General features: G+C 48.8%; 16 protein-coding genes. 7 read left to right on the forward strand and 9 right to left on the reverse strand.

All coding sequences use genetic code 11. The features are described from left to right. Window positions 1-2: 2 nt before the first annotated feature. Complete coding sequence (gene purB, locus AC3ZFK_RS02905; RefSeq protein WP_487506316.1) at window positions 3-1370, reverse strand: adenylosuccinate lyase; 1368 nt, start codon at window positions 1368-1370, stop codon at window positions 3-5. A 113-nt stretch (window positions 1371-1483) separates the two neighbouring features. On the opposite strand from purB, the gene AC3ZFK_RS02910 reads away from it, so the two are divergent. Then, a complete protein-coding gene (locus AC3ZFK_RS02910) occupies window positions 1484-2089 on the forward strand; it encodes a class I SAM-dependent methyltransferase (protein WP_487506317.1) in 606 nt (201 codons plus the stop codon). A gap of 3 nt (window positions 2090-2092) precedes the next feature. On the opposite strand, the gene AC3ZFK_RS02915 is transcribed toward AC3ZFK_RS02910, so the two are convergent. From AC3ZFK_RS02915 to AC3ZFK_RS02950, 8 genes are all read right to left on the reverse strand, one after another. Further along, window positions 2093-3481 (reverse strand): sigma-54-dependent transcriptional regulator, encoded by a 1389-nt coding sequence (locus tag AC3ZFK_RS02915; RefSeq protein WP_487506318.1) that lies wholly within the window; start codon window positions 3479-3481, stop codon window positions 2093-2095. Window positions 3482-3524: 43 nt separating this feature from the next. Further along, window positions 3525-6188: a PAS domain S-box protein gene (locus AC3ZFK_RS02920; protein ID WP_487506319.1), complete on the reverse strand. Its 2664-nt coding sequence runs from the start codon at window positions 6186-6188 to the stop codon at window positions 3525-3527. Continuing rightward, on the reverse strand, window positions 6185-6517 hold the full coding sequence (locus tag AC3ZFK_RS02925; RefSeq protein ID WP_487506320.1) for a hypothetical protein: 333 nt from the start codon (window positions 6515-6517) through the stop codon (window positions 6185-6187). The genes AC3ZFK_RS02920 and AC3ZFK_RS02925 overlap by 4 nt, the downstream gene beginning before the upstream one ends. After that, a complete protein-coding gene (gene hemG / locus AC3ZFK_RS02930) occupies window positions 6514-7983 on the reverse strand; it encodes a protoporphyrinogen oxidase (protein WP_487506321.1) in 1470 nt (489 codons plus the stop codon). Before hemG ends, AC3ZFK_RS02925 begins: the two co-directional genes overlap by 4 nt. Beyond that, window positions 7980-10022 (reverse strand): radical SAM protein, encoded by a 2043-nt coding sequence (locus AC3ZFK_RS02935; RefSeq protein ID WP_487506322.1) that lies wholly within the window; start codon window positions 10020-10022, stop codon window positions 7980-7982. The genes hemG and AC3ZFK_RS02935 overlap by 4 nt, the downstream gene beginning before the upstream one ends. Window positions 10023-10257: 235 nt before the next feature. Next, window positions 10258-12417, reverse strand: coding sequence for a universal stress protein (locus AC3ZFK_RS02940; protein ID WP_487506323.1), 2160 nt, complete (start codon window positions 12415-12417; stop codon window positions 10258-10260). 262 nt (window positions 12418-12679) lie between these two features. Next, window positions 12680-13447: a carboxypeptidase regulatory-like domain-containing protein gene (locus AC3ZFK_RS02945; RefSeq protein WP_487506324.1), complete on the reverse strand. Its 768-nt coding sequence runs from the start codon at window positions 13445-13447 to the stop codon at window positions 12680-12682. Between the two features lie 56 nt (window positions 13448-13503). Then, window positions 13504-15945, reverse strand: coding sequence for a HEAT repeat domain-containing protein (locus AC3ZFK_RS02950; protein ID WP_487506325.1), 2442 nt, complete (start codon window positions 15943-15945; stop codon window positions 13504-13506). Between the two features lie 349 nt (window positions 15946-16294). Here AC3ZFK_RS02950 and AC3ZFK_RS02955 point away from each other — a divergent pair, with 349 nt between their 5' ends. From AC3ZFK_RS02955 to AC3ZFK_RS02980, 6 genes are all read left to right on the forward strand, one after another. After that, a complete protein-coding gene (locus AC3ZFK_RS02955; protein ID WP_487506326.1) occupies window positions 16295-16447 on the forward strand; it encodes a hypothetical protein in 153 nt (50 codons plus the stop codon). Between the two features lie 45 nt (window positions 16448-16492). Beyond that, entirely contained in the window at window positions 16493-16618 is a 126-nt protein-coding gene (locus AC3ZFK_RS02960) for a hypothetical protein (RefSeq protein WP_487506327.1), read from the forward strand. A gap of 16 nt (window positions 16619-16634) precedes the next feature. Further along, window positions 16635-18455, forward strand: coding sequence for a cytochrome ubiquinol oxidase subunit I (locus AC3ZFK_RS02965; protein WP_487506328.1), 1821 nt, complete (start codon window positions 16635-16637; stop codon window positions 18453-18455). After that, a complete protein-coding gene (locus tag AC3ZFK_RS02970) occupies window positions 18452-19276 on the forward strand; it encodes a c-type cytochrome (RefSeq protein WP_487506329.1) in 825 nt (274 codons plus the stop codon). The genes AC3ZFK_RS02965 and AC3ZFK_RS02970 overlap by 4 nt, the downstream gene beginning before the upstream one ends. Before the next feature lie 65 nt (window positions 19277-19341). Continuing rightward, window positions 19342-19659, forward strand: coding sequence for a c-type cytochrome (locus AC3ZFK_RS02975; protein WP_487506330.1), 318 nt, complete (start codon window positions 19342-19344; stop codon window positions 19657-19659). Between the two features lie 55 nt (window positions 19660-19714). Next, complete coding sequence (locus AC3ZFK_RS02980) at window positions 19715-22150, forward strand: c-type cytochrome (protein WP_487506331.1); 2436 nt, start codon at window positions 19715-19717, stop codon at window positions 22148-22150. Window positions 22151-22522: the final 372 nt, after the last annotated feature.

Here is a 22522-nt window from a genome sequence, read left to right on the forward strand (position 1 = left end):
GGCTATACTTTTTTCGCCTGTTCTGCCGCGTTGCCAATGTAGCTTGCTGGAGATAGCTTGCGCAGAGACTCCCTGGCCTCTTCCGGAATATCCAGCCCGTCAACAAATGTTAGCAGAGCCTCTTTCGTTATCCCCTGTCCACGGGTTAATGCTTTCAGTTTTTCATATGGATTCTCTACCCCATAGCGGCGCATGACCGTCTGAATTGGTTCTGCCATAACCTCCCATGTATTATCCAGATCTTCCGCCAGACGAGCCTCGTTAATCTCCAGTTTTCCTATGCCTCGCAGGGTGGAGTTATAGGCGATCAGACTATGGGCAATACCTACACCAAGGTTTCTCAATACTGTTGAGTCTGTCAGATCACGTTGACCACGAGAGATTACAAGTTTCTCCCCAAGGTGCCCCATAATGGCATTGGCTATTCCAAGATTTCCCTCCGAATTCTCAAAATCAATCGGGTTTACCTTGTGCGGCATGGTTGATGAACCTACCTCGCCCTCAATGGTTTTCTGTTTGAAATAACCCATTGAGATATACCACCAGACATCTCTGTTATAGTCGAGCAGGATAGAGTTGAATCGACTGATCACATCAAAGAACTCGGCAATATAATCATGCGGCTCAATCTGGATAGTGTAAGGGTTAAAGTCCAACCCAAGTGATTCTACAAAGCTCTGTGCAATAATCTCCCAATCAAGGTCGGGGTAGGCAGAAAGGTGGGCATTATAGTTTCCTACAGCACCATTGATCTTCCCCAGAAACTCAATCTTGGTGAGCTGTTCACGCTGGCGCTGTAGACGATAGACAACATTGGCAATCTCCTTGCCCATGGTTGAGGGGCTGGCTGGTTGACCATGAGTACGACACAGCATGGGTACGTCGGCAAACTGATGTGCCAGTGCTGAAAGGGCATCAACAATCTCATCCATTTTTGGAAGGATGGATTGAGTGCGAGACTCTCTCAACATCAGCGCATGTGAGAGGTTGTTTATATCCTCTGATGTGCACGCAAAGTGGATAAACTCACTAACTGCCTCCAACTCATCATTGCCGGCTATCTTCTCTTTTATAAAGTACTCAACTGCTTTTACATCATGGTTGGTTGTACTTTCGATTGTCTTGATGCGTTGTGCATCCTCCTCATTGAAGTGGTCAACAAGATGGTTAAGAAGATTGTCTGCATGTTCCGAGAGTGGAGGAACTTCTGCTATGCCACTATTTGCCGATAGCATCTGTAGCCAGCGAACTTCTACCAAGACACGGTGACGAATCAATCCGAATTCGCTGAAAATCATGCGAAGAGCGGTGGTTGCACGCCCATAACGACCATCTACAGGGGAGACAGCGGTGAGAGAACTGAGTTCCATTAGATGAGAATCCTTGAAAATATAGTGATTACAGCTAGTCATTATAACCTCAGAGAGGTGATGGTCACAGAGAAAAGCGAGACGACAAGGTTACAAGATGAGAAAATGGAGAGATGAGTATAGATAGAGAGAAAGATTGCGCACTGCTTAATGAGCTCAAACAGGATCTTGTATTTCAGGACAATCTGCTTGGTACCCAACTTACATTCAATACTACCTGGGGGATTTTTAGCCCAAGAGGGATAGATGATGGGACCCATCTGTTGCTGAAATATCTGGAGGTGGAGGCTGATGAGACAATTATTGATATCGGTTGTGGGTATGGTCCTCTAGGTTTGGCTCTGGGGGGGCAGGCACCTGATGGAGAGGTTCATATGGTGGATAGAGATTATGTGGCTGTAGAGTATGCAAATAAAAATGCCAAAATAAACAGGATGAGTCACTGTCGGGCATATACCTCCAATGGATTTAGCGAAGTACCAGAGAGCATGCGTTTTGACACAGTTGTATCCAATGTGCCGGCAAAAGTTGGTCGAGAGATGTTGACCATTTTATTGTGTGATGCCAGGTCCAGAATGAATCCCGGGGGGCAGATTGTGGTTGTTACAATCAATGGGTTGCGTGATTTTATCAAGCGTAATTTCAAAGAGGTATTTGGGAACTACAAAAAACTCAAGCAGGGCAAGGCCTATACTGTGGCCAGAGCAATCATGGAGTAGCCTCTAAGGCTCCATGTCATACTGGCTAATCAGCCTTCTCAGGCGTGGGCGAGATACCCCCAGAATTTCACAGGCCCTTCCCTTATGCCATCCTGTGGCATCCAGAACGCGCAGTACATGTTCTCGCTCAACCTCTTGCAGAGATCGATTGACCTGGTCACTGACTGTTTCTGCCCGTTGCAGGGTTGAGTTCAGAGATTGATTCGGAAGGTCGCTTGCAAGAGCGCCGCTACAGAGATTTTCAGGTATCAGATCTGGGGTTATGGAGTCTCCTGGAGATAGTGCAACAAGCTTGGTTAGCAGGTTTTCCAGTTCACGAATATTCCCGGGCCAATCATACTGCTGAAAACAGTTGATAACCTCCATGCTTATCTGGCTTACATTTCTTCCCAGTTCACTGTTGATACGATCCAGCAGGCTACGTACCAGATCCAGCAGATCATCCTTGCGTTCACGAAGTGGTGGAATATGGATAGTTACTACCTGGAGTCGATAGAATAGATCGGCACGGAACTCACCATTTTTAACCCGCTCATCAAAATCTATATTGGTAGCAGCTATAACACGTGCATTGTTGGTGATTGGATACTTGCCACCAACTGGAGTGAACTCCTTCTCTTGTAGTACACGCAGTAATTTTGCCTGCATGTTTGGTGAGAGCTCTCCAATTTCATCAAGAAATATGGTTCCTCCCGAGGCAAGCTCAAATTTGCCAAGTTGTTTGGATGTGGCGCCGGTGAATGAGCCTTTTTCATGACCAAAAAGATCTGATTCCAGCAGGGTTTCGACAACGGCAGCACAATTTACGGCCACAAATGGACCGTCTGCAAGCTTTCCAGAGTTATGAATAGCATTGGCTACCAGCTCTTTTCCTGTGCCACTCTCTCCGGTAATAAGAACTGTGGCTGGGCTCTGTGCCACCATACCGATGGTCTTGAAAACCTCTCGCATCACATTGCTGTGGCCAACCATGGTTGAGCGGCTACTTGATGTGGATGCAGGTTCAACCATCTGCTCAGTAGGACCATCTTGTGCCAGCAGGCGGGCTATCGACTGATCAAGTTCATCGATATCAATTGGTTTATGAATATAGTCATCAGCACCATTCTGCATTGCCTGAATAGTGCTCTCCATATCATGAAATGCAGTAATCATGATTATGTGTGCCTTGGGGAAAGTAGTAACAAATTCTGGTAGCCCCTCCAGTCCGGTTTTCCCCGGCATCTTAATATCGAGAATAATGATTTCAGGGGGGAGAGGCAGGGCTGATCCGGATGCGATTCCTTTATCAACACTGTGGCTGGTTGTAACACTGTGCCCCTGCGCACCAAAATGGAGTTTAAGGGTTCTGCAGCTTGCCTCATCGTCATCGACAATTAATATATTTGCCATAATTCAGCTCTCTCTAAATAATCTATATGCGGAAGGACAATTGTCATGACTTGCTTGTGGTTTCAGCCGTATCATCAAGTTTTTTGGTTTTAATGAATGTTGTCGGTGCTCTGTCTGCTTCAGTATCTGGAATATTATGTTTCATGTGGGTAACCGGAAGCGTAATAACTACACAAGTGCCAACCCCATTATTGCTCTCCATGGATATGGTTCCATTGTGTTGTTCAATAACTCGTTTAACGATAGCCAGCCCAAGTCCTGTCCCCTTTGATCGGCTGGTGACAAAAGGCTCAAAGATTTCGTCTCTGTTTGATTCATCTATCCCTGTGCCATTGTCGCAGATCTCTAGCTGGATGATTGAGCCATCATCATGCAGATCCATGCGTGCATTGATGATTATTTTTGGTCTGTCTGGGGCTGCTTCGGTAATCGCATGGATTGCATTGCTTAGCAGGTTGGTTAATACACGACGCATCTTGGTTTTGTCGACCTGTATTGTGGGTAGGCCGGCTGGATAGTGGGTGATTACGTCAATGCTGTTTTCAATGATCTGTTTTTGAATGGCATTGATTGCGGTCTCGGTTAATTTATCAAGGCTGCTCCAGGAGAGATCCAGTTCATCTGGTCGGGAATATGCGAGTAGCCCGTCCAGAATACTCTCCATGTAACGAATCTGTTGTAGCCCAATTTCATGCAACTCTCTATCTTCAGCGTTTCCGCCCTCTTTTTTGCTGAGAATCTGTAGCCCCATTTTGATGGATGAGAGAGGGTTGCGCAGATCATGAGCAACCATGCTGGCCATGCGTCCAACTACAGCAAGAGTCTTGGCTTGTGCTAACTCATCTTTTCGTTTCCGAATCTCCTCTTCAAGATCTTTTTGTGCAGTGATATCTTCCTTAACGGAGAGGAAGTGAGTTATCTCACCATCTTCGTTGCGAATTGGTGACATAAGGGCGGACTCCCAATATAGTTCACCGCTCTTCTTTCTATTATGAAGGATGCCGCGCCACTCTTTTCCACTACTGATTGTCTGCCACAGATCTCTGTACTCTTCTGGAGAGGTGTCTCCTGATTTCAGGATGCGAGGGTTTTTTCCTATTACCTCTTGTGGCAGATAGCCGGTGAGTTCGGTGAATTTTGGATTGACGTACTCAATTCTGCCAGTTCTGTCTGTAATCAGGATTACAGCAGGGCTCTGTTCAGCAGCACGCGCCAGCTTGGTAAGCTCTTCACGAGTTTGGTGCTGCTCAGTAATGTCCTGTCCAATACAGGTGATGCTCTCTATCTGGTTTGCATCATTAATAGTGGTTGTTGAAGTCCATGCAATCAGTCTATTCTTGCCACGAAAATCAATAATATGAGACTCATGGTAAGTTGACCCCTGCAAGCCATCTTCTCCATCAAGAATCTGTTTTATCCCGTTTATACTGTCACCATCAGGAACAAAATTATCAAACCAGTTTTTTCCGATCACATCACTGCGACGTTTTCTGAGCAGGTGTAGCAGGTAGTTGTTGCAGAACAGGATGTTGCCATCCAGATCAATGGTGAGTGCGGCAAGATGTATCTCTTCAAGAGTGTCTCGGAAGCGCAGCTCATTTGCCCGCTGTAGCTCATGTTCCTCTCTGCGTATGATGTTGTTGGTGAGTAGCAATGACAGTAGTGAGATAAAGAAGAGAATTGCTATATAGAGCAATCTGTTTTTCTGCAGAAAACCAAGTGGCGTGGACTCAAGGTTGGATGTTGGCAGGTAAGAGATAACTTTCCAGTTATATCTATTTAGCTGATCTGTGCTGATTATATGGTCAGTTGTTCCTGCTCTTATCTGGGCAACCCTGAGAGGGTTTACAGTTATATGCGAGAAGAGGCCGTTTGCTGTAATGAACTGCCCGGATTTTGTGCCACTAATATGGCTCCATTCACTTTTAAACTCACTACTGAAAATATTGTCAGGATTGCCCAGCATGAATCCCCACTCTTTTTCCGGATTATTATGGCTTAGCCAGTATCCGTCACTGTTAACCAGATGCACCCTGTCCGTAATAGAGGCCACAGCACTTCTGAAGTTGTTGACGAGATCGATACCAAGATAGTTGAGTACGATCATCCCCCGACGCTCACCAGAAGATGAGTAAATAGGGGTGACAAATCTGATAACAGGTTTGTATGGGGTCTCCAGGCTGTTATTCTCAATATTAAGGTCCATAGGAGACAGGTAGACCTCACCATCAAGAAGTTCGAGCCCCTCTTTGATGTAGTATCTGTCAGACTTGTTTTGCAACTCTGAATCTGCAACCGAGATTCCACCCTTGTTACTGTAGTTTATTCGGCAAAGCTCATTGCCGGAATCGTCTATATAACGGATCTGATCATATATTCCGTTGTTGTTGGCAAAACTCAGAAACAGCTGGTTGATGTCGCTCTTCTTTTGAGCCATTTCTGTCTTGTCTACAAACATGATGTTATCCATCTGTTCTGCAAGGAAGAGCAGGTCAGAGACAATCTTCGATATATCTTTTGTAATCATCTCCTCGGCAAGGTGAATATTTAGCTCTTCAGCTCGCTTGATTGCGTTACCACGCACCTCATAATCAGAGTAGAAATGGATAGTGGCAGCCACAAACAGGACAACTATCATGGGTAAAAGGAAGAGCATTAACAGGCGGCTCTTCTTTAACAGTGATGGAGTGTAGTGGTGTAGCGTCATCCGCAACGACTCCTTATCTCCAGTTCAACACGATCCAGATAATCGTCTAGGGATTCACCCCCGTCTCTGGGGACCAGAAAAATCAATTTTGCAGCAATCAGATAAGGTCTTCGCGCCCCATCTCCAGCTGGACGTTCATCCTGTAGATTGGCCTTCAGATAACGTAGTGCCTCTTCAGGATTTTCACAGTAGCGTGGGAGTGATACCTCATCGGCATACCACTCAATAGCTGAAGAGACAGATAGCATCAGCACTACAACCACAACAACAAAAGGAAAAATCTTTCCAATTGGGAAGGCATCCGTATACATGTTTTCCTGATTACTCATGATGTATGAAGCACCGAGTGGTCGGATGGTCTCCAAATTGAGCGAATGGTTGATACTGATGCAGTAGATGGAGAGATGTTCTCTTGTTTGAGAATCTCCGCTGATAAAATTTGCCCCTGGGCGATACGGTCACGTACTGAGACTCCTCCAATGTAGTTGGCAGCAATATGGATACCAGGGGAGGATGATATATTCGATTTTATCTGCTTCACTCGTGCAGCATATCTGCCATGGTATAGAGGTAGTGCGTCCTGGTGGCGGTGTAGTGTCACCATCTCTGGAGCCCCGTTAATTCCCAAAATTGGTTTAAGAGCAGAAACAGTTCTCTCTACAATCTCCTCACTCTTCCATTGCTGGATCTCCGGGTGACGTGCACCGCCCAGATATGTGGTTAGCAGAATCTTGCCCTCGGGGGCGCGATTGTTGAAAAGGCTGCTCATCCAGATATTGCCATTGAATGGTGTGTTCTCGGATTTCGGAGTAAGGAAGCCGGTACCATCCAGAGAGTGGTCAATCTGACCACGGTCAAAGCCTGTGTGCAGTACTGTGAGGGGGGCATATTCAATCCCGTCCAGAAGTCGACTTGCCTCAGGGGATATCGAGCTTAGCAGAGTTGCAGTTACTGCTGCCGGGGTGCTGAAAATTATATGGTGAGCATCCTGTTCAATCTCTATGGATTGTGGGGATGACCTGTCATGGCCAAACAGACGCCATTTCGGGCTGTTGTTGGTTGATCCAGGTGCTCTTTCAATTGCTGTTGCCTCAAGATTGGTACGGAAGGTGATCCCCGACTGTCGTGCCAACTGTTCAACCAGGGTAGACATGCCTCCCTTAAAGGAGAAAGTCTCGGTAATGCATCCACTCTTTTTTCGATTGAATTTGTGAATCATGGCGCCTGCTGTCAGGCTACCATATCTCTTTTCCAGAGCAGTCAGTCTTCCAAGTGTTGCCTCGGCATTGGCCAGATCTGGATCGGAGGCCAGGGTTCCGGAGACAAATGGGTCCATCGCCTTTTCCAGAAGCTCTCTACCAAAACGGCGTGTAATAAACTCGCTAACCGTCTCATTCTCACTGCCACCACGAGGAATAAATGGCTCAGCCAGCATTCTCAGCCGTCCTCTCATGCTCCAGCTTTTAGAGAAGAGGACGCTCTGCATATTCATGGAGATGGAGTTGAGTTTCCCGTTGCTTAACAGGTATCGATTCTGCTCTGCAAGTTGGGTGCGACTGCTCTTTAGTTTCTCAAGCCCGCTCTTTGCTATCAGCTCAGCAACCTCGGGACGGAAGTTCAGCAGCAGGGCTGCAGCCTGCTCCATTGTGTACCCATCATGCTCGGTGGTCTTTATCTTTCCTCCGGGTCGTTTGTCACGCTCCCAGATCTCCACCTCCATCCCGGCCTGGCTCAACCACCATGCAGTTGAAAGTCCGGAGATACCGCCACCAACAATCAATACCTTTTTGGTCACTGTTTGGCCCCCTCTTTTTTGGAGGTTCGTGGTCTCTTTAGCTCTGCCTTCATCTTGTCGAGCATCTCACGATCCAGAATACCCAGGCCCTCACCATTCTCACCTTGATGGCTCTCAACGTGGGTACGAATTTCTCCAAAACGTTTCTCGGCCTGGGGGTTGTCTTTCAGGCGTGGCACCCGTTTTTTGGCAATCTCCCAAGCATCAAAATTCAGCTCATCCATGCCAAAGCCACGAAGTCTGCGTACCGCCTTCATCATTGCCCGATTACGAAAACGGGTAAGGTCATCAGGAGTGATGATGGACAGCCCTTCCCGACGCGCATTGAATTCAGCCGCTTTCTTGATTCCGGCACGAACAAATTCTGGTGCACCCTCAACCCTTTTCAGGGCAACAAGATCCCACTCAACTCCGGCAATCTGGGTATCAATAATAATCTGGATATCGCCAGCAGTTACAGTTATCGAGTTGCGCTGCTTTGCCGCCATCTCTGCAGCTGTCTCCAGTGTCGGCTTAACGAACATCACAACCTGTGGCTCCCTGTTAGAGAGGAAATCATCAAGCAGATTATCGGCCTCATCCTCCCAGTTGAGCCTGCGACCAGGCTCATCCTCAGCCTCCAGTCGATCCAGTAGTTTGGTATTGACCTCCAGTCGCCCCTCGGTTTGGGCTACATCTTCCGCCACCGCACGTACCCCTTCACGCAGGAAGGATGGGGTCTCATCGAGCCGTTGCTGTGCCTCGGCAGTCCAGACAAGGTGAATTTCCCCGTTATTATTGTCATCTTTATGCCCTGGACGCTTCGGCATGTTGGCGCCGAATCTTTTGCTGGAGAGCTCGGTCAGCACCTCTGAGGTAACCTCGGAGAGTCCCTGTTCCAGTACATGTTGCTCGGCACGCTTCTTGACCATCTTGCGAAGAAATCCTGGAACCCGGCCGAGCCGTTTTTCAGCCTCCGCACTCCAGGCTACATCCTCTTGCTCTGTAGAGTTGAGAGGCTGGATTATCTTCCCATTCTGTGGCTGGTAGGAGCACCATGGATCGGTATCCATCAGATCAGCTCCCAGCGCCTTGGGACGGGCACGACAACCGCCACAGAGTATCTGGTATTCGCACTCTCCACACTTTCCCTTGAGGGCTGGATTTCTTAGCTGTTCAAAGGTCTCTGACTCATCCCAGATCGAGAGGAAGCTCTGCTGACGGATATTGCCCTCCTCATCAGGGATATATGGACAGGCAGTAACACCACCCTCCGGGGTGATGCGACAATAGTGGGTTCCAGCAATACAGCCACCACCCTCGTACCCTTCGGCCCGCGTGACGGGGCTGTTGGGATCGTTCTGATAGGCGATTCGTTTGTAGTGGGGGGCACAGCGGGCGCGGATCATTAGGTCGGGGTGCTTCTGTTGTGCCGCAATGATCTGGTTAAGGGCCGCTTCATAGCGTTGTGGGGTGATGTCGGACATCTTCTCGCCACGCCCGGTGCAGACGAGGAAAAAGATGTTGAGCAGGTGGGCACCAACGGATTTGGTGAAGTCGACCATCCCCTCCAGCTCTTCGGCATTGCCTTCAGTGATGGAGAAGTGAACCTGAAAAGGGAGTTCGTGTTTGCGGCAGGCGTCCATTCCAGCCAGAGTCTTCTCCCAGCTCCCAGGGCAGCCGCGGAACTGATCATGAAATCCCGGATCAAGAGAGTCAACGCTGATGCCTGCACCCATTGCGCCAGCCGCCTTGAGTGATTTAACCCGCTTCTCATTTAGCAGAACGCCATTGGTGCCGATGACGATGGAGAGGCCTAGTTGAGATCCATGGGCAACCAACGCCTCCAGATCTTTTCGTAGCAGTGGCTCTCCTCCAGTCAGAACCACCATGGTATCGGTACTGCGGGCGGCAATCTGATCCAGTAGCTGGATCACCTCTTCAGTGCTCAACTCACCATCGCCCCCTTGTTGCAGTGTCTCTGCATCAAGATAGCAGTGGCTGCAGTTGAGATTGCAGCGACGCGTCAGGTTGATGGCAAGAAGGAAGAGATCGTTCATTATGGAAAAGCAACAGCGCCTCGCGCAAAGACGCAAAGAGGCAAAGGTTCTTTCATCGTCTTTTCTGCAGGATGTGCGTGATTGATTGTGTGGGTGATTTTTTTAGCTCTATAGATGTACTGCATCACTGAGTAGATTGTAGGTAGTAATTCGTTGCCAATGGGCATTCTGAATTGAATACCATTGAACGCTTTTCTTAGCGGCTTTGCGTCTTTGCGCGAGGCGCTGTGGCAGTTCATTTATACTGATCCGGATTGGATTCGGAGTGGAATCCGCTGCCCATCTCCCAGGCGTCACTGGCCTTGTCGACGGCGGCATGAGTCACCTGCTCGAGCCCCAACTCCCGTGCGCATCGCTCTACCTCCAGAACGACCATGCCCTGGACAAAGTCTGGAATCTTTTTGATCCGTGCGCGGGCTGCAGGGTCCCACACCATGGTGGACTGCTTCTCTTTCGATCCTGCCGCCCACTCGCTATATTTCTCCTCAACCAGCGCCTCGGTAATCTCTTCGGTGCGATGTTTTTTTGCAAACTGCTCGACTCGCTGTTTAGTCAGGTCGCGCATAAACCCTTCAGGAATACGTTCCATGCGGGCCTCGGCCTCAGGGCTCCAGTGAAGGGAGGTGCGTTGTGCGAGATTGGCAAAGGGGCAGAGGCTCGCTTTTTTCTCTGCTGGCTGTGGAGGGGTAGAGGATTGTTCTTGCATGGCCTCGGTCATTGCCTCGCGCGCTTGTTCCAATCCCGCTTCGACGACTTCCAGTGTGATCTCTTGCAACTGGTTGTCGCGGGCATATGATTCAATGCGATCCCTGCTGGAGTCGCGCATGAACCCCTCGGGAACACGGGATAGGCGCGCGAGTGCAGCAGCACCCCATGTCAGTGTGGATGAGGTAGCAGTAGCCTCTTCTTGGCCGATGAATGGCCGGATATGCTCAATCTTGACCCGATTGGAGCGCTCTCCACGTGCCTTTTTCTCTGCACGCATACTGAGGTTGCCGCGCAGTGCCAGATCCTCAATCGTCATGAGTAACTGAGAGGCATCGCTGTCCCAGCGCATGATCTTGTCGGTGACGACTCCAGCTTCTTCCGGTTTACGTTTGAGTTCGCCTGCCTCGTAGGCATCTACAATCTCTCCCATCGCCTGCTCTGCATGGTTCGGCATCAACTGGGCGGTGGCCTCTTCAACAATTCGTTCGGTAATGACGGTATGGCCACGCTCCTGTGCATAACGGAGGATCGCCATTCTGGCCATATTGCGAACAAAGGAGGGGACCTTATCCATTCTGGATTCAGCCTCATTTGTCCATGAGGTGGTGGTCTCCGCCACCACATCAATCTCTGGGCGGTAGGTGCGCTGGCTCAGTAGTACCGCACACTCGACATTGCGCAGTAATATCTCACTGTTGCCACCAATATCGAGCTCATCATCGGCATGAATCCCCAGCTTTCCGATAACCAGCAGGGAGGGGCGGGCGTTGGCGACATAGCGTTCAACTGCATCGTGCGCCTTGCCATCAAGCAGGGTGGTCTCAATCTCAACCCCATAATCTCGGGCAATAGATTCTGCCACATCCAGATGCCCCTGATAAATCTTGGCCAGACCGGAGTCGATGATCTCCTCGTGGAGCTTCTCCTGCTCCTTGAACTTGAATACCTTGCCTGCCTCCTCGGAAAGAACTCCTGCAATCCGGTTAAATGCTACGTAGTGGTAGTAGGGGTCAAAGGCGGAGATCACCTTAACCTTGCAGCTCCACTCTTTTGCCAGGGAGAAAGCCGTCAGTAATCCACCATAGGCTCTGTCAGAACCGTCAATGGCAACCACAATGGGGCCACGCTCAAGATTTATCTCTGGCTCCTTGATTACCAGAACATCAATCTCCGAGCGCCGAGCAACGCGGTCGGTTACTGTTCCCAGGCGACTGCCACGAATTGCGCCCAGCCCCAGTGCCCCCATAACCAGCAGGTCATACCTCCCACTATTGGTTTCGCGGGTCAGTTCACGATAGTTTTTCCCCTCAAGTGGACGGCGATCAAATGCAATCTCGTTTTCCGCAGCAAGCTCCTCGGCCTGGTCCAGATAAGAGTCGGTAATAATGGAGAGGCCCTTGGTGATCAAGTCATCGTGGACATCTCGTTGACGCTCCAGCTCCAGCTCCTCACGAAACTGCTCCGGCAGACCTCCCTCCATCTGGCGGAAACGGATGTCATGTAGTTTGGCAGCATAGACATGCGTGCCCGTAATTTTTGCCCCCCAGTGCGCAGCCATTTGAAAGGCCTCGGTAGTGCCGCGGTTGGAGTGGTCCGAAGAGTCAACAGCAAGCAGTATCCCCTGGTAGGTTGGAAGAGGATCTGGCTTGGTTGGTTGCTCCATTTTTACTACATTTTCATTTTGCATGTTATATAACCTCTTTTTACGGCCTCTTGTGGCCCCTCTCTCTTGTTTATGAATACTTGCAAAAGCACACTAATAATGCGGTTTTGTAAAGACCCTAAACGATCATCCCCCAATAGAGGGGGATGATGTTACAGATTTGTTGGTTGTTCCTAGATCACCATGTACCAAATGATAATGGTGCAGACAACAACCATGTTGATAGCTCCACCTGTAAGTACCATACGGTCAAACAGGGTGAGTTTCTCTGGAAGCAGACGTCTCATTACTTCATCTTGATATCAACAGTTACAGTATCGCCACCCTTAACAGTAGCCTTGCCTTTTCCTGGCTTGAGGAAGCCATTGAAGGCCCTGACCTTGTATTTGCCAGGAGGTACGTTGTCGATAGTGTACTTTCCGTTGCCATCTACCACAGCGTAGTATGGGCTCTTGGCCACAAAGACGAAACCGTGCATAAAGTCATGAGCATCACACTCAACCTTCATGGCATAACCTTTTTTCAGCTTTACAGTCTTGGTCACCTTGCTGCCCTGGTCAGGCTGGCTCACATTTGCAACGGTCTTTTTAGGCCCTTTGACGGTACCGGTCATCAGCTCATAGGTGTGAAGATTGTGAAGAACAGGATCAGAGTTGATAGCAGTCATCTTGCCGCCATTTTGCATGATAGAGAGGAATGGGGTGAATTCGCATCCTTTCTGATCTACATTGATCTCAGCAGGAGTGTCTCCCCACGCCTTGCCTGATTTTACCTTAGTCAGATAGACAACTGCATTGAGCAGTGCCTTGCCGTTGGTCTGAACGTAATCGATGATGCGCTGGTCATTGCCACATACGGCATTGTCCTTCTTTATGTCATAAACCTTGTGGGCAGACTTTGGTGCAGCCTTCTTCAGGGTTACGGTTCCGGTGATGGTGCCGCCATTAGCGACATCAACCACCTTGTAGCCAGCCTCTGAGCTGAGTGGGGTGAATGCAGCAGCAGTGATTGCTACAGCAGAGAGTGTCTTAAGTAGACGTTTTGATGTTTTCATGTCAATTTGACTCCTGGGTTAAATAAAACAAAATAGTTAATGAAAAAATAGTTACTTTATGCGGCCTGAAGATGGTCGGGTTCCTGGCTGGTTTGGTATATCTCCTCCAGCATCTCGATCACAAATCTGCGCTCCGCACTGCTCTGCATGGACTCCAGCAAGGGTAGCAGATGGTTTGCACCGATTACAGGGTCGAGAATTCTAAGTGCTCTTCCCATATGTCTTGCCTGTTCACCGGCACCAGCAAAACCTGCGTCCAGTATCTTTAGAATAAATTCTTTGCTCTCTTGGGGGCTTTCTGTGCCACTACTTAACAGCGAGGTTATTGCATCAGCCGCATATTTTCTGACTGAGGGTTGGTCATCTTCCAGTTTCTCACTGATTTTCTGCAAGATTTCACTGTTGGCAACCTCGTTGGTCACCATGTGAGCCTCTTCTACAGAGTCAAGTTTGCTTGAGGCAATGGTGGCAAGAGCACGCACCGACTCCATTCGTACAACGGTATCATCATCATCCAAACATTCAATCAGGGTTGGTATGGCAGCCCGGTTTTCCATTGCTCCAAGGGCGCGGATGGCAGCCATGCGAATGTCGGGGTCACCAAAATGGACCTGAGATATAAGTGTTCCCTGTGTATCAAGCAGTTTTGGGTTGGCCGGATTGCCAGCAGCAATCTCCGCCAGGGCCTCGGCAGCCAATCTACGAATCTCATGGTCATCATCACTAAGCGCAAGATTTAGCTCATTTATTGCCAGATTACTTTGTTGACGCCCCAGAATGGTTGCCGCCATGCGACGCACATCAGTATGTATGTCCTTGTTCTTGAACCTGCGTTCACGGCGAACTGTCGCCTCCTCGTTATCCTCCAGGATGCCAAGATACTCCTTGGTCTCTTCATCAAACTCCTCTTCAGCTGGGGCCTCCTCCTCATCCAGCAAAAGGGCTGCCTCAACATTATCCATTGCAATGGCATCGAGTGTTGAGACACTATCGCGGCTTTCACCCTCCAGGGTTGGTGATTCAGGAAAGTCTGGCAACGCAGGTTCTTCGCTCACGGTATCTTCTTCCGTACCATTTTCAGTGTTGTTCTCCAGATCAACACTCTTGTTGAACTGAACCTCCTGAGACTGGGCAACCACCTCCTTCTGCTCCTCCTCCTCTTCCTCACGAGTCAGGTCAATCTCGCCATGGAGTGCCGAGAGGATGATCTCAATGGGGCGCGGATGATTTTCACTGTCATCACTGTCAGATGCTGCTACATATTTATCCTCACAATCCATAAGAGAGATCAGGGCGGCCAGACGAACAGGCTGTTCAGGATCGCTTAGTGCATTGGTGAGTGCATCAACTCCTGAATCTGTTATCTGGTCCATTAGTGACAGGCTAAGTGCGGCCTGTCTACGAATAGCGATTTCGTTACTGTCATCAGCAAGCAGAGTGACCAGTTTCTCTTCTGCATCACTGGTGTTCAGTTTTGAGAAGAGCTTGGTCGCTGCAGTAGAAGATTCAATGTCAGCATCACCGATTAATTCAATTATGCGATCAATGACTTCACCACCAAGCTTCTCTCTCAATACCTCTCTGCGCAGATTTGCCAGGGTATTGAGTGAGGTTGCACGTACCAGGGCGCTCTCATCGTCAAGAAGACCAGTAAACAGGTCTACAGTCTCCTGGGTTGGGTTTTTCATCTCTCCCAATGTGGTCGCAGCATGTGCTGCTGCACTGCGCACTTCGTCACTTGGGTTCTTTAGTAACAGCATAATGGCCGGCAGGTATCTCTTCGCATCCTGCTCCTCCAGGGCCTTAATTGCATGTACGCGGACATCAGTGTGTTTGGAGCTTAGTGCTCTACCAAGAATCTTGACTGCCTCTGCAGAATTTGACCGTCCCAGAGCGGTAGCCGCACGGCGCTGTTTACGAACATCCCCTTCATTCAGGATCTTTTCCAGGGTTTTGATGCTCTCTTCACTACCAATAGCGGCCATGGATCGCAGAATCTCTGGCTCTATATCTTCACCTTCAATGCTGTTGAGCAGTCGTTCCAGTGCAGGTACAGCGTCATTGGCCTTTAGCTTGCCGAGTGATTTAACCGCAGCGAGCTGAACATCCCACCAGAGATCCCATCCATCCTCGATGTAACCTATCTCATCATCACGATTCTCCATAACGCGCATCAGCTCAGGTACTGCGGATTGGTCGCCGAGTTCCCCCAGGGCCTTGGCAACGGCAGTTTTTACCTCGCCATCAGGATCTTTCTCAAGAGACTCAATTAGTGAAGCAGCGACCCCCTCGCCACCAAGTTTTCCGAGTGTGGATGCTGCATCAACACATACATCAATATCCTTGTCTCTAAGGAATGGCAGAACTTTTTTGGATACACTATTTGTAGCTGATGGGGCACAAAGTTTCCCCAGAGCCTGAGTTACATAACAGCGATCAGCTTCGTCACCGGTCTCTAGCAGGTGGGTTAATGCATCAATTGTTTTATTCAGGCTCATGGTATTAGGCTCTCTATATAAAAATTATCTTTAGAATTCAGTAACAGTATGCATAAGGTGTGCCAAATACTTTATCTTATTGATAATCAATGGGTTGATTATCTGGATATTTATATACTACCAGGTAAATTGAACGATATGTTCAATTGGAAGAATCGTTCCATAGATTATTGAACAAAACGTTCAGTTTGTGAACATTATGGTCTATTTTTTATAAACTTAAAACTGAACAAAACGTTCACATTCATATGTAACAGACTGTAAAATAAAATATATTTATAAAATTTTTATTTATGGCATATAAAATGCAAGTAGTTGGCGGATATTGGCATTAAACCAAGGGTTGGCTATGACAGAAGAGAACGAGAACAGAGAAAGTGTTAAGCAGGATAGTGAAGAGGTGACATGGGGGCCGAAGCTGTTTCTGGCGGTAACAGGCGGTGTTCTTCTCTTCTTCTGGTGGCTTCTGATCTATTCAGGTGGTGTGGTATTACACCACTGACTTTTCAAACACCAAAGCGCTCATAATCATTTAGCAGGTAAACTGATGAAAACTGGAATTGCATTTGTAGTTGCCCTTTTTGTGGCATTTTTTCTGTTCTATGGAATGGATCATCTCATCATGGGAATGCAGGGGCTTCCTCTGAATCTCGACATGTCGCCGGCGCAGTAGAAGGAATAAAAATCCAATGAAACAAAGACTATTTTTCTGGGTATTGCTCTTCTCTGTCATTGTGGCAGGGATGTTTGGGGGTGATTTCGGTTCACCTTCACTACTCAATGAGGCTCTCGCCTCTGATGCTGTAGTAGAGGAGGGGGCGCAACTGGCTTCAGCTCCTCAGCCAAATCGTGGCGATTATCCAAATATAGGGGTCAGTAGTCGGGCGGTTGTGTGGGTTATCGCACAGATGCACCTCTTCTTTGGGGCGCTGGTGTTGGCGGTACCGATGTTTGTGGTCGGTATTGAGTTTATGGGTTTCAAAACCGGTGATGAGCGCTATGATGATATGGCCCATGAGTTCATGAAGATCAGTATCACCGCCTACTCCATTACTGCGCTGTTTGGTGGAACCCTGGCGATTGCCCTCTTCCTGCTCTATCCAACCTTTATGAGCTACATGATGGAGGTGTTCGGGGCACAGATGTTGGTCTATGCGGTGCTCTTTTTCCTTGAGAGCTTCTTCCTCTATATCTACTACTATGGCTGGAATGTACTCCGTTATGGTAACAAAAAGTGGATCCACCTCTCTTTGGGGATGATGCTCAATGGGGTAGGGCTGACTCTGATGTTTATGGCTAACTCCTGGTCCACCTTCATGATGGCCCCATCCGGGGTGAGTGATGTGGGTGCAGTGGTGGGGAATATCTGGGAGGTTATGAAGGGGCCGCTGTGGAACCCAATCAATCTGCATCGATTCATCGCCAATGTCGCCTTTGGTGGAGCCGTAGTAGGGGCCTATGCCGGGTTTAAGTTTCTTGCAGCAAAAACGCAGGAGCAGAAAGCACACTATGACTGGATGGGATATACCTCTAACTTTATTGCGATCCTCGCCTTTTTACCCCTCCCCTTTGCGGGCTATTGGTTGATGGCAGAGGTCTATGCATACTCTCAGCAGATGGGAATTACCGCCATGGGTGGTATTCTTGCGTGGCTCTTTATTGTACAGGCGGTATTGATTGGAACCATCTTGTTGGCAGCCAACTACTATCTATGGTCAGGGATGTCTCGTACCGAGGGCTCCAAACGCTATCAGGGGTTTATTAAGTGGATTGCTGGAACGCTTGTGGTCTGCTTTCTGATCTGGATGACCCCTCACACCTTGCTGCTAACGGCAAGCGAGATCTCCGCCTTGGGTGGAAGTCACCACCATATTCTTGGGCCACTGGGGATCATGCCGGCGAAAAATATTGCGGTCAATCTGATGTTGATTATGACCTTTCTCTCCTTCCAGCTCTACCGTCGATCCGATAAAGTGGCAACCGTCTCTTGGGCGCCAGTTGGAAATGCACTGATGACAGCCATCTATATTGTGGCGATTGTGAATATTATCTTTGCAGGTGTCTATTATGGATATTTCACTAATACGGTATACAAGGTCGGATCCAGTGTGACCCAGGTGGTATCTACCTTGATGGTGATTATCATTGGGGTAATGCTGGATGGCATCATGTATAAAAATGCCAAAGTGAAATTTCCTGCAGTTTGGGGAAAAGTCTCCAACCGTTCACAGTATGCACTCTTCGCCCTACCGGTTGCCTTTACCTGGTTGATGGGATTGATGGGATATGTACGCTCTTCGGTCAAGACCCATTGGCATGTCTATACGGTGATGAAAGATAACTCACCAGATAACTATATTCCTGCAATTGGTTATGCGGGAAATATGGTTACTCTGGTTACGGTACTGTTTATTGTCTTCCTGTTATTCGTGTTCTGGATTGCCAACCTTAGTGGGCAGAAACAGATTGCACCCCAAGCTGCCAATGGTGAAAAAGGAGCAGAGGGATGAGTCAGAGTAACCAGGTACTTCCAAAGATATTGGCATTTAGTGTGGGGCTGGTGTTGCTCTTTACCTTTGTTGCCAACATTCTTCCACAGGTTGAGGGCGAGGCGCCGGTGGACAAGAAGGTGGATCTCGGTGCGCTCACCATGGATGGCTTTGTCTCGATGGGAGAAGAGTTATTCAAGGGGAAGGGGACCTGTACCCTCTGTCATAATAATCTTGGGCGCGCGCCTGATATTCTGGCATTGAATATGGTGGAGACTGCCGCTGAGCGGTTAAAAGATGAGCGCTATCAAGGAAAATCTACTGATTCGGCCAGTTACTTTATGGAGTCAATGGTAGACCCCTCGATCTATGTGGTGGCGAGCTTTGGAAAGAAGGGCAGTAATGATACGGAATCACCTATGCCCGCTGTGAATAAGGCCCCCATTAACCTTTCAGCGATAGAGATGGATGCGGTCATCGCCTTTATGCAGGCCAAGGATGGTGGTGAGGTTACGGTGGAGCTGCCTACAGAGGCTCCAGTGGTCGATGAATCTGCTGTCACAGGCGGCGGAGCACCTGCCCCGGCAGCAACTGGTGAAGAGGCGGTAGGAAAATATGGTTGTGCGGCCTGTCATGTTATTAACGGTTCAGGAGGCGATCTTGGTCCGGACCTGACTGGGCTAGGCAGCAGACAAAATGTTCTGGTTATTCAACAGAGTATTGTTGATCCAAATGCAGTTATTGCAGATGGATTTGCCCAAGGACTTATGCCGGCTGATTTTGGTGACAAGATGACAGTCAAGGAGTTGTCGATGATTGTTGAATTGCTGCAGGGGCAGTAGTCGAGATTTCAATGGCAGCGGATGCTGCGATTTTTTTAACTTTTTATCAATGTAAGGAATTAATAATGAACAAGGTAATGATTAGTGTTGTGGCAACTGTAGTAATGGCTTCAAGCCAGTCTGTAATGGCCGATGCCGCCGGTGATTTTGCCGCCGGCTGTTTTGCCTGTCACAGCCCTGCAACTGCAGCTGCAGTAGGCGCTCCTGGCATGGGTGATAAGGCTGCCTGGGCGCCACGCATCGCCAAGGGTATGGATGCACTCTATGCAACCGCAATCAATGGCTCTCCAACAAACCCACTGATGATGCCGCGTGGTGGAACCGCTTTGAGTGATGATGCGCTAAAGGCTGTGGTGGACTACATGGTTGAGCAGTCAAAATAAGTTGGCTGATATTTTTTTACCAAAATAGCTATTAGAGATTTGGAGTAGACCCCCCATGAAACGATTTGGAATTTCGGCATTCTGGCAGGCAATTATTGTAACTATTGCGGCCTACCTGATATTTACCAATGCCTTTCCTCCATTGATGCCAAAGTCACTGGTGGTTCAGTTTATGCTGATTACCGTGATAGGGGTGCTACTCTACTTCTCTTTTGATGATGAGCGCTGGGCAGAATTTTTAAGTCCCATTCAGAATGTTCTGCGAGGCGGTGGTTTCCGTTTGACGGTTACCCGTTGGCTCTTCCTGCTTGCAATCCCTGCAGTGGTTGGTTACACAACCTATGGGTTGGTCAAACCATCACTGGACTCTCCTGTGGAGCTGCGCCAGGTTCATCCTGCCCCTCCATCAACCGTCAAGATCTGGGGCAAGAATTTTGATCTAAACAGTCTGGAGAGCCCGATCCGTACCGAGGTGCTGACCCAGTGGAAGAGTGGTGAGCGTGAGGGAGCCATGGAGATCTATAACGAGTCAGTCAATGCGGGCCGTGATGTCTACTATGGCAACTGCTTCTTCTGTCACGGTGATCTGCTGGATGGCAAGGGCCACTATGCGGAAGGGTTTAACCCTCAACCCATCAATTTTCAGGATCCAACTGTAATTCCACAACAGCAGGAGGCCTTCCTCTTCTGGCGTGCGGCAACAGGTGGTCCAGGTCTGCCCAAGGAGGGAACTCCATGGAACTCTGCAATGCCGGTCTGGCACGAAATGTTGAGTGAGGATGATATCTGGAATGTGCTGATGTTTATCTTCGACTACAACGAGCAGGTTCCAAGAATCTGGAATCTGGAAGATTCTGAGGCAGCTACAGGAATCAGAGACTCTATTCTCGAGGCCCGCAAAGGGATGGGGGGAGATGAACTCTACCAGTTCCGCTGTATGGTCTGTCACGGTGAGGAGGGCATGGGTGATGGTGTTGCTGCAGAGTTGATGTACCCCAAGCCACGTGATTTCTCCTTGTCGATGTTTAAATACAAAAGCTCTCCAGGAACAATCCTGCCAAGGGATGAAGATCTTTTCCATACCATCAAGTTTGGACTGGATGGTACGGGAATGCCAGGTTGGGGAACCCTGCTTAGCGATGAGCAGATCAGTAGTCTGATACCGGTAATCAAGTCGTTTGATATTGCCGCAGCATGGCCGCCAGAAGAGGCGGATGATGAAGATTATGATGAGGATAGCGGCCGTTATCTGAAGGATGATTTCCAGGTAATTACCGAGCGTGAACCGGAAGAGGGACAGATTGCATACACCCCGGAGTCAATAGAGAAGGGCAAGGCTGCCTTCGAAAAGTCATGTACAGAGTGTCACGGTGATACTGGACGAGGCAATATCATGTCCGGTAAACAGCTAGCGGATGACTGGGGTAATCGTATCTGGCCACGAGATCTGACCAAGCCATGGACTTGGCGCGCCACCAACTATACTGCTGGCAAGACTCCGGAAGAGAGCCGAGATCAGACTGTGCGCAATATCTATAGTCGACTATCTATCGGCATACCAGGAACTCCAATGCCAGCTCACCGAGCTACAGAAGAGGGGAATAAAGATCCGGTAAGTCTGGAGGATCGTTGGCATATTGCCAATTATGTATACAGCCTGCGCGAAACCACTACCCAGCTGGGTGATAATAATGTGATTCGTGCAGCCAAGGTAGCTGGGGCTCTCCCTGATAGTATGGATGATGCCGGTTGGGAAGGGGCTGAGCCTACAACTCTGATGATGGTTCCTAATATCATCAAGGAAGAGCGTCTCTTCACCCCGCTTAATGATGCAATTACTGTGCGTGCCCTCTACAACAAAAAGGAGATCGCCCTGCTGCTGGAGTTTGATGACCGTACTGATAGTCGTCCCGGTGAAGAGACCTCGGAGGGAATTCAGGATGAGGATCTGGAGCTGTTCTCGGATGCGGTTGCGGTTCAGTTCCCCAAGGAGGATGGATTTGAGACCTCACCGGTAGTGGTTAAGCCGTTATACCGCCACGGTGATGGCAGACACCACACAACCATGTGGTACTGGAATGCTGGTAGTGTAGAGCCGGCTGTTGCCGATTCCGGGATGTTGCTGGATGCCTCTGGCCCAGACAAGAAGATCGAGCCACGAATTGGTGATACCTCTCTCTTGACCGAAGGTAGATGGAAAGATGGTCGCTGGCAGGTACTGATGAAGCGTTCACGCAATGGTGGAGGCAGGGATGGCAAAACTGGTGATCTCAACTTTGTTGAGGGCAGATTCCTCCCCATCTCCTTTGCCAACTGGGATGGCAGTAATGGCGAGAAGGGTGCCAGACATACCCTCACCACATGGACCTGGTTGGTGCTGCCACCAGAGATTGATGAGCAGCGACTCTATGGGGTTCCTGGGGGTGTTGCCTTTGCCATCTTCCTTGCCGGCCTTATTTTGGTAAGAACCCAGCGTAGAGGTGCCAAGTAGGCTCTCTATTCTCGGACAGCCTCCAAGTAGTCTTCTCTGCAGTGATAGTTAATTGATTGCCCTTGATTTACCCTCCCGGCACTGTCGGCGAGGGTATTTTTTTGAATGTAACGTTCTGTTTGAGTGGTCAGTTGAACGATTCGTTTAAGTAGTTCACCATAGTTACAGATAAAGTGAATAATGTGTTCACTTTTTGCTATATAAGCTGGCGCTAATAATTGGGCAAATAAATAATAACTAACTGAAAACACTGATATAAGTAAAATATTATATTTTCTGGCACAGAAAATGCTTAATACTTAGTGGTTATAAATAGATTGGGCGGGGGTTATTGCCCAAAGAACCAGGTTTTTTATAGGTTCGTCAGCAGTT

This window comes from Candidatus Thiopontia autotrophica (assembly GCF_982804495.1).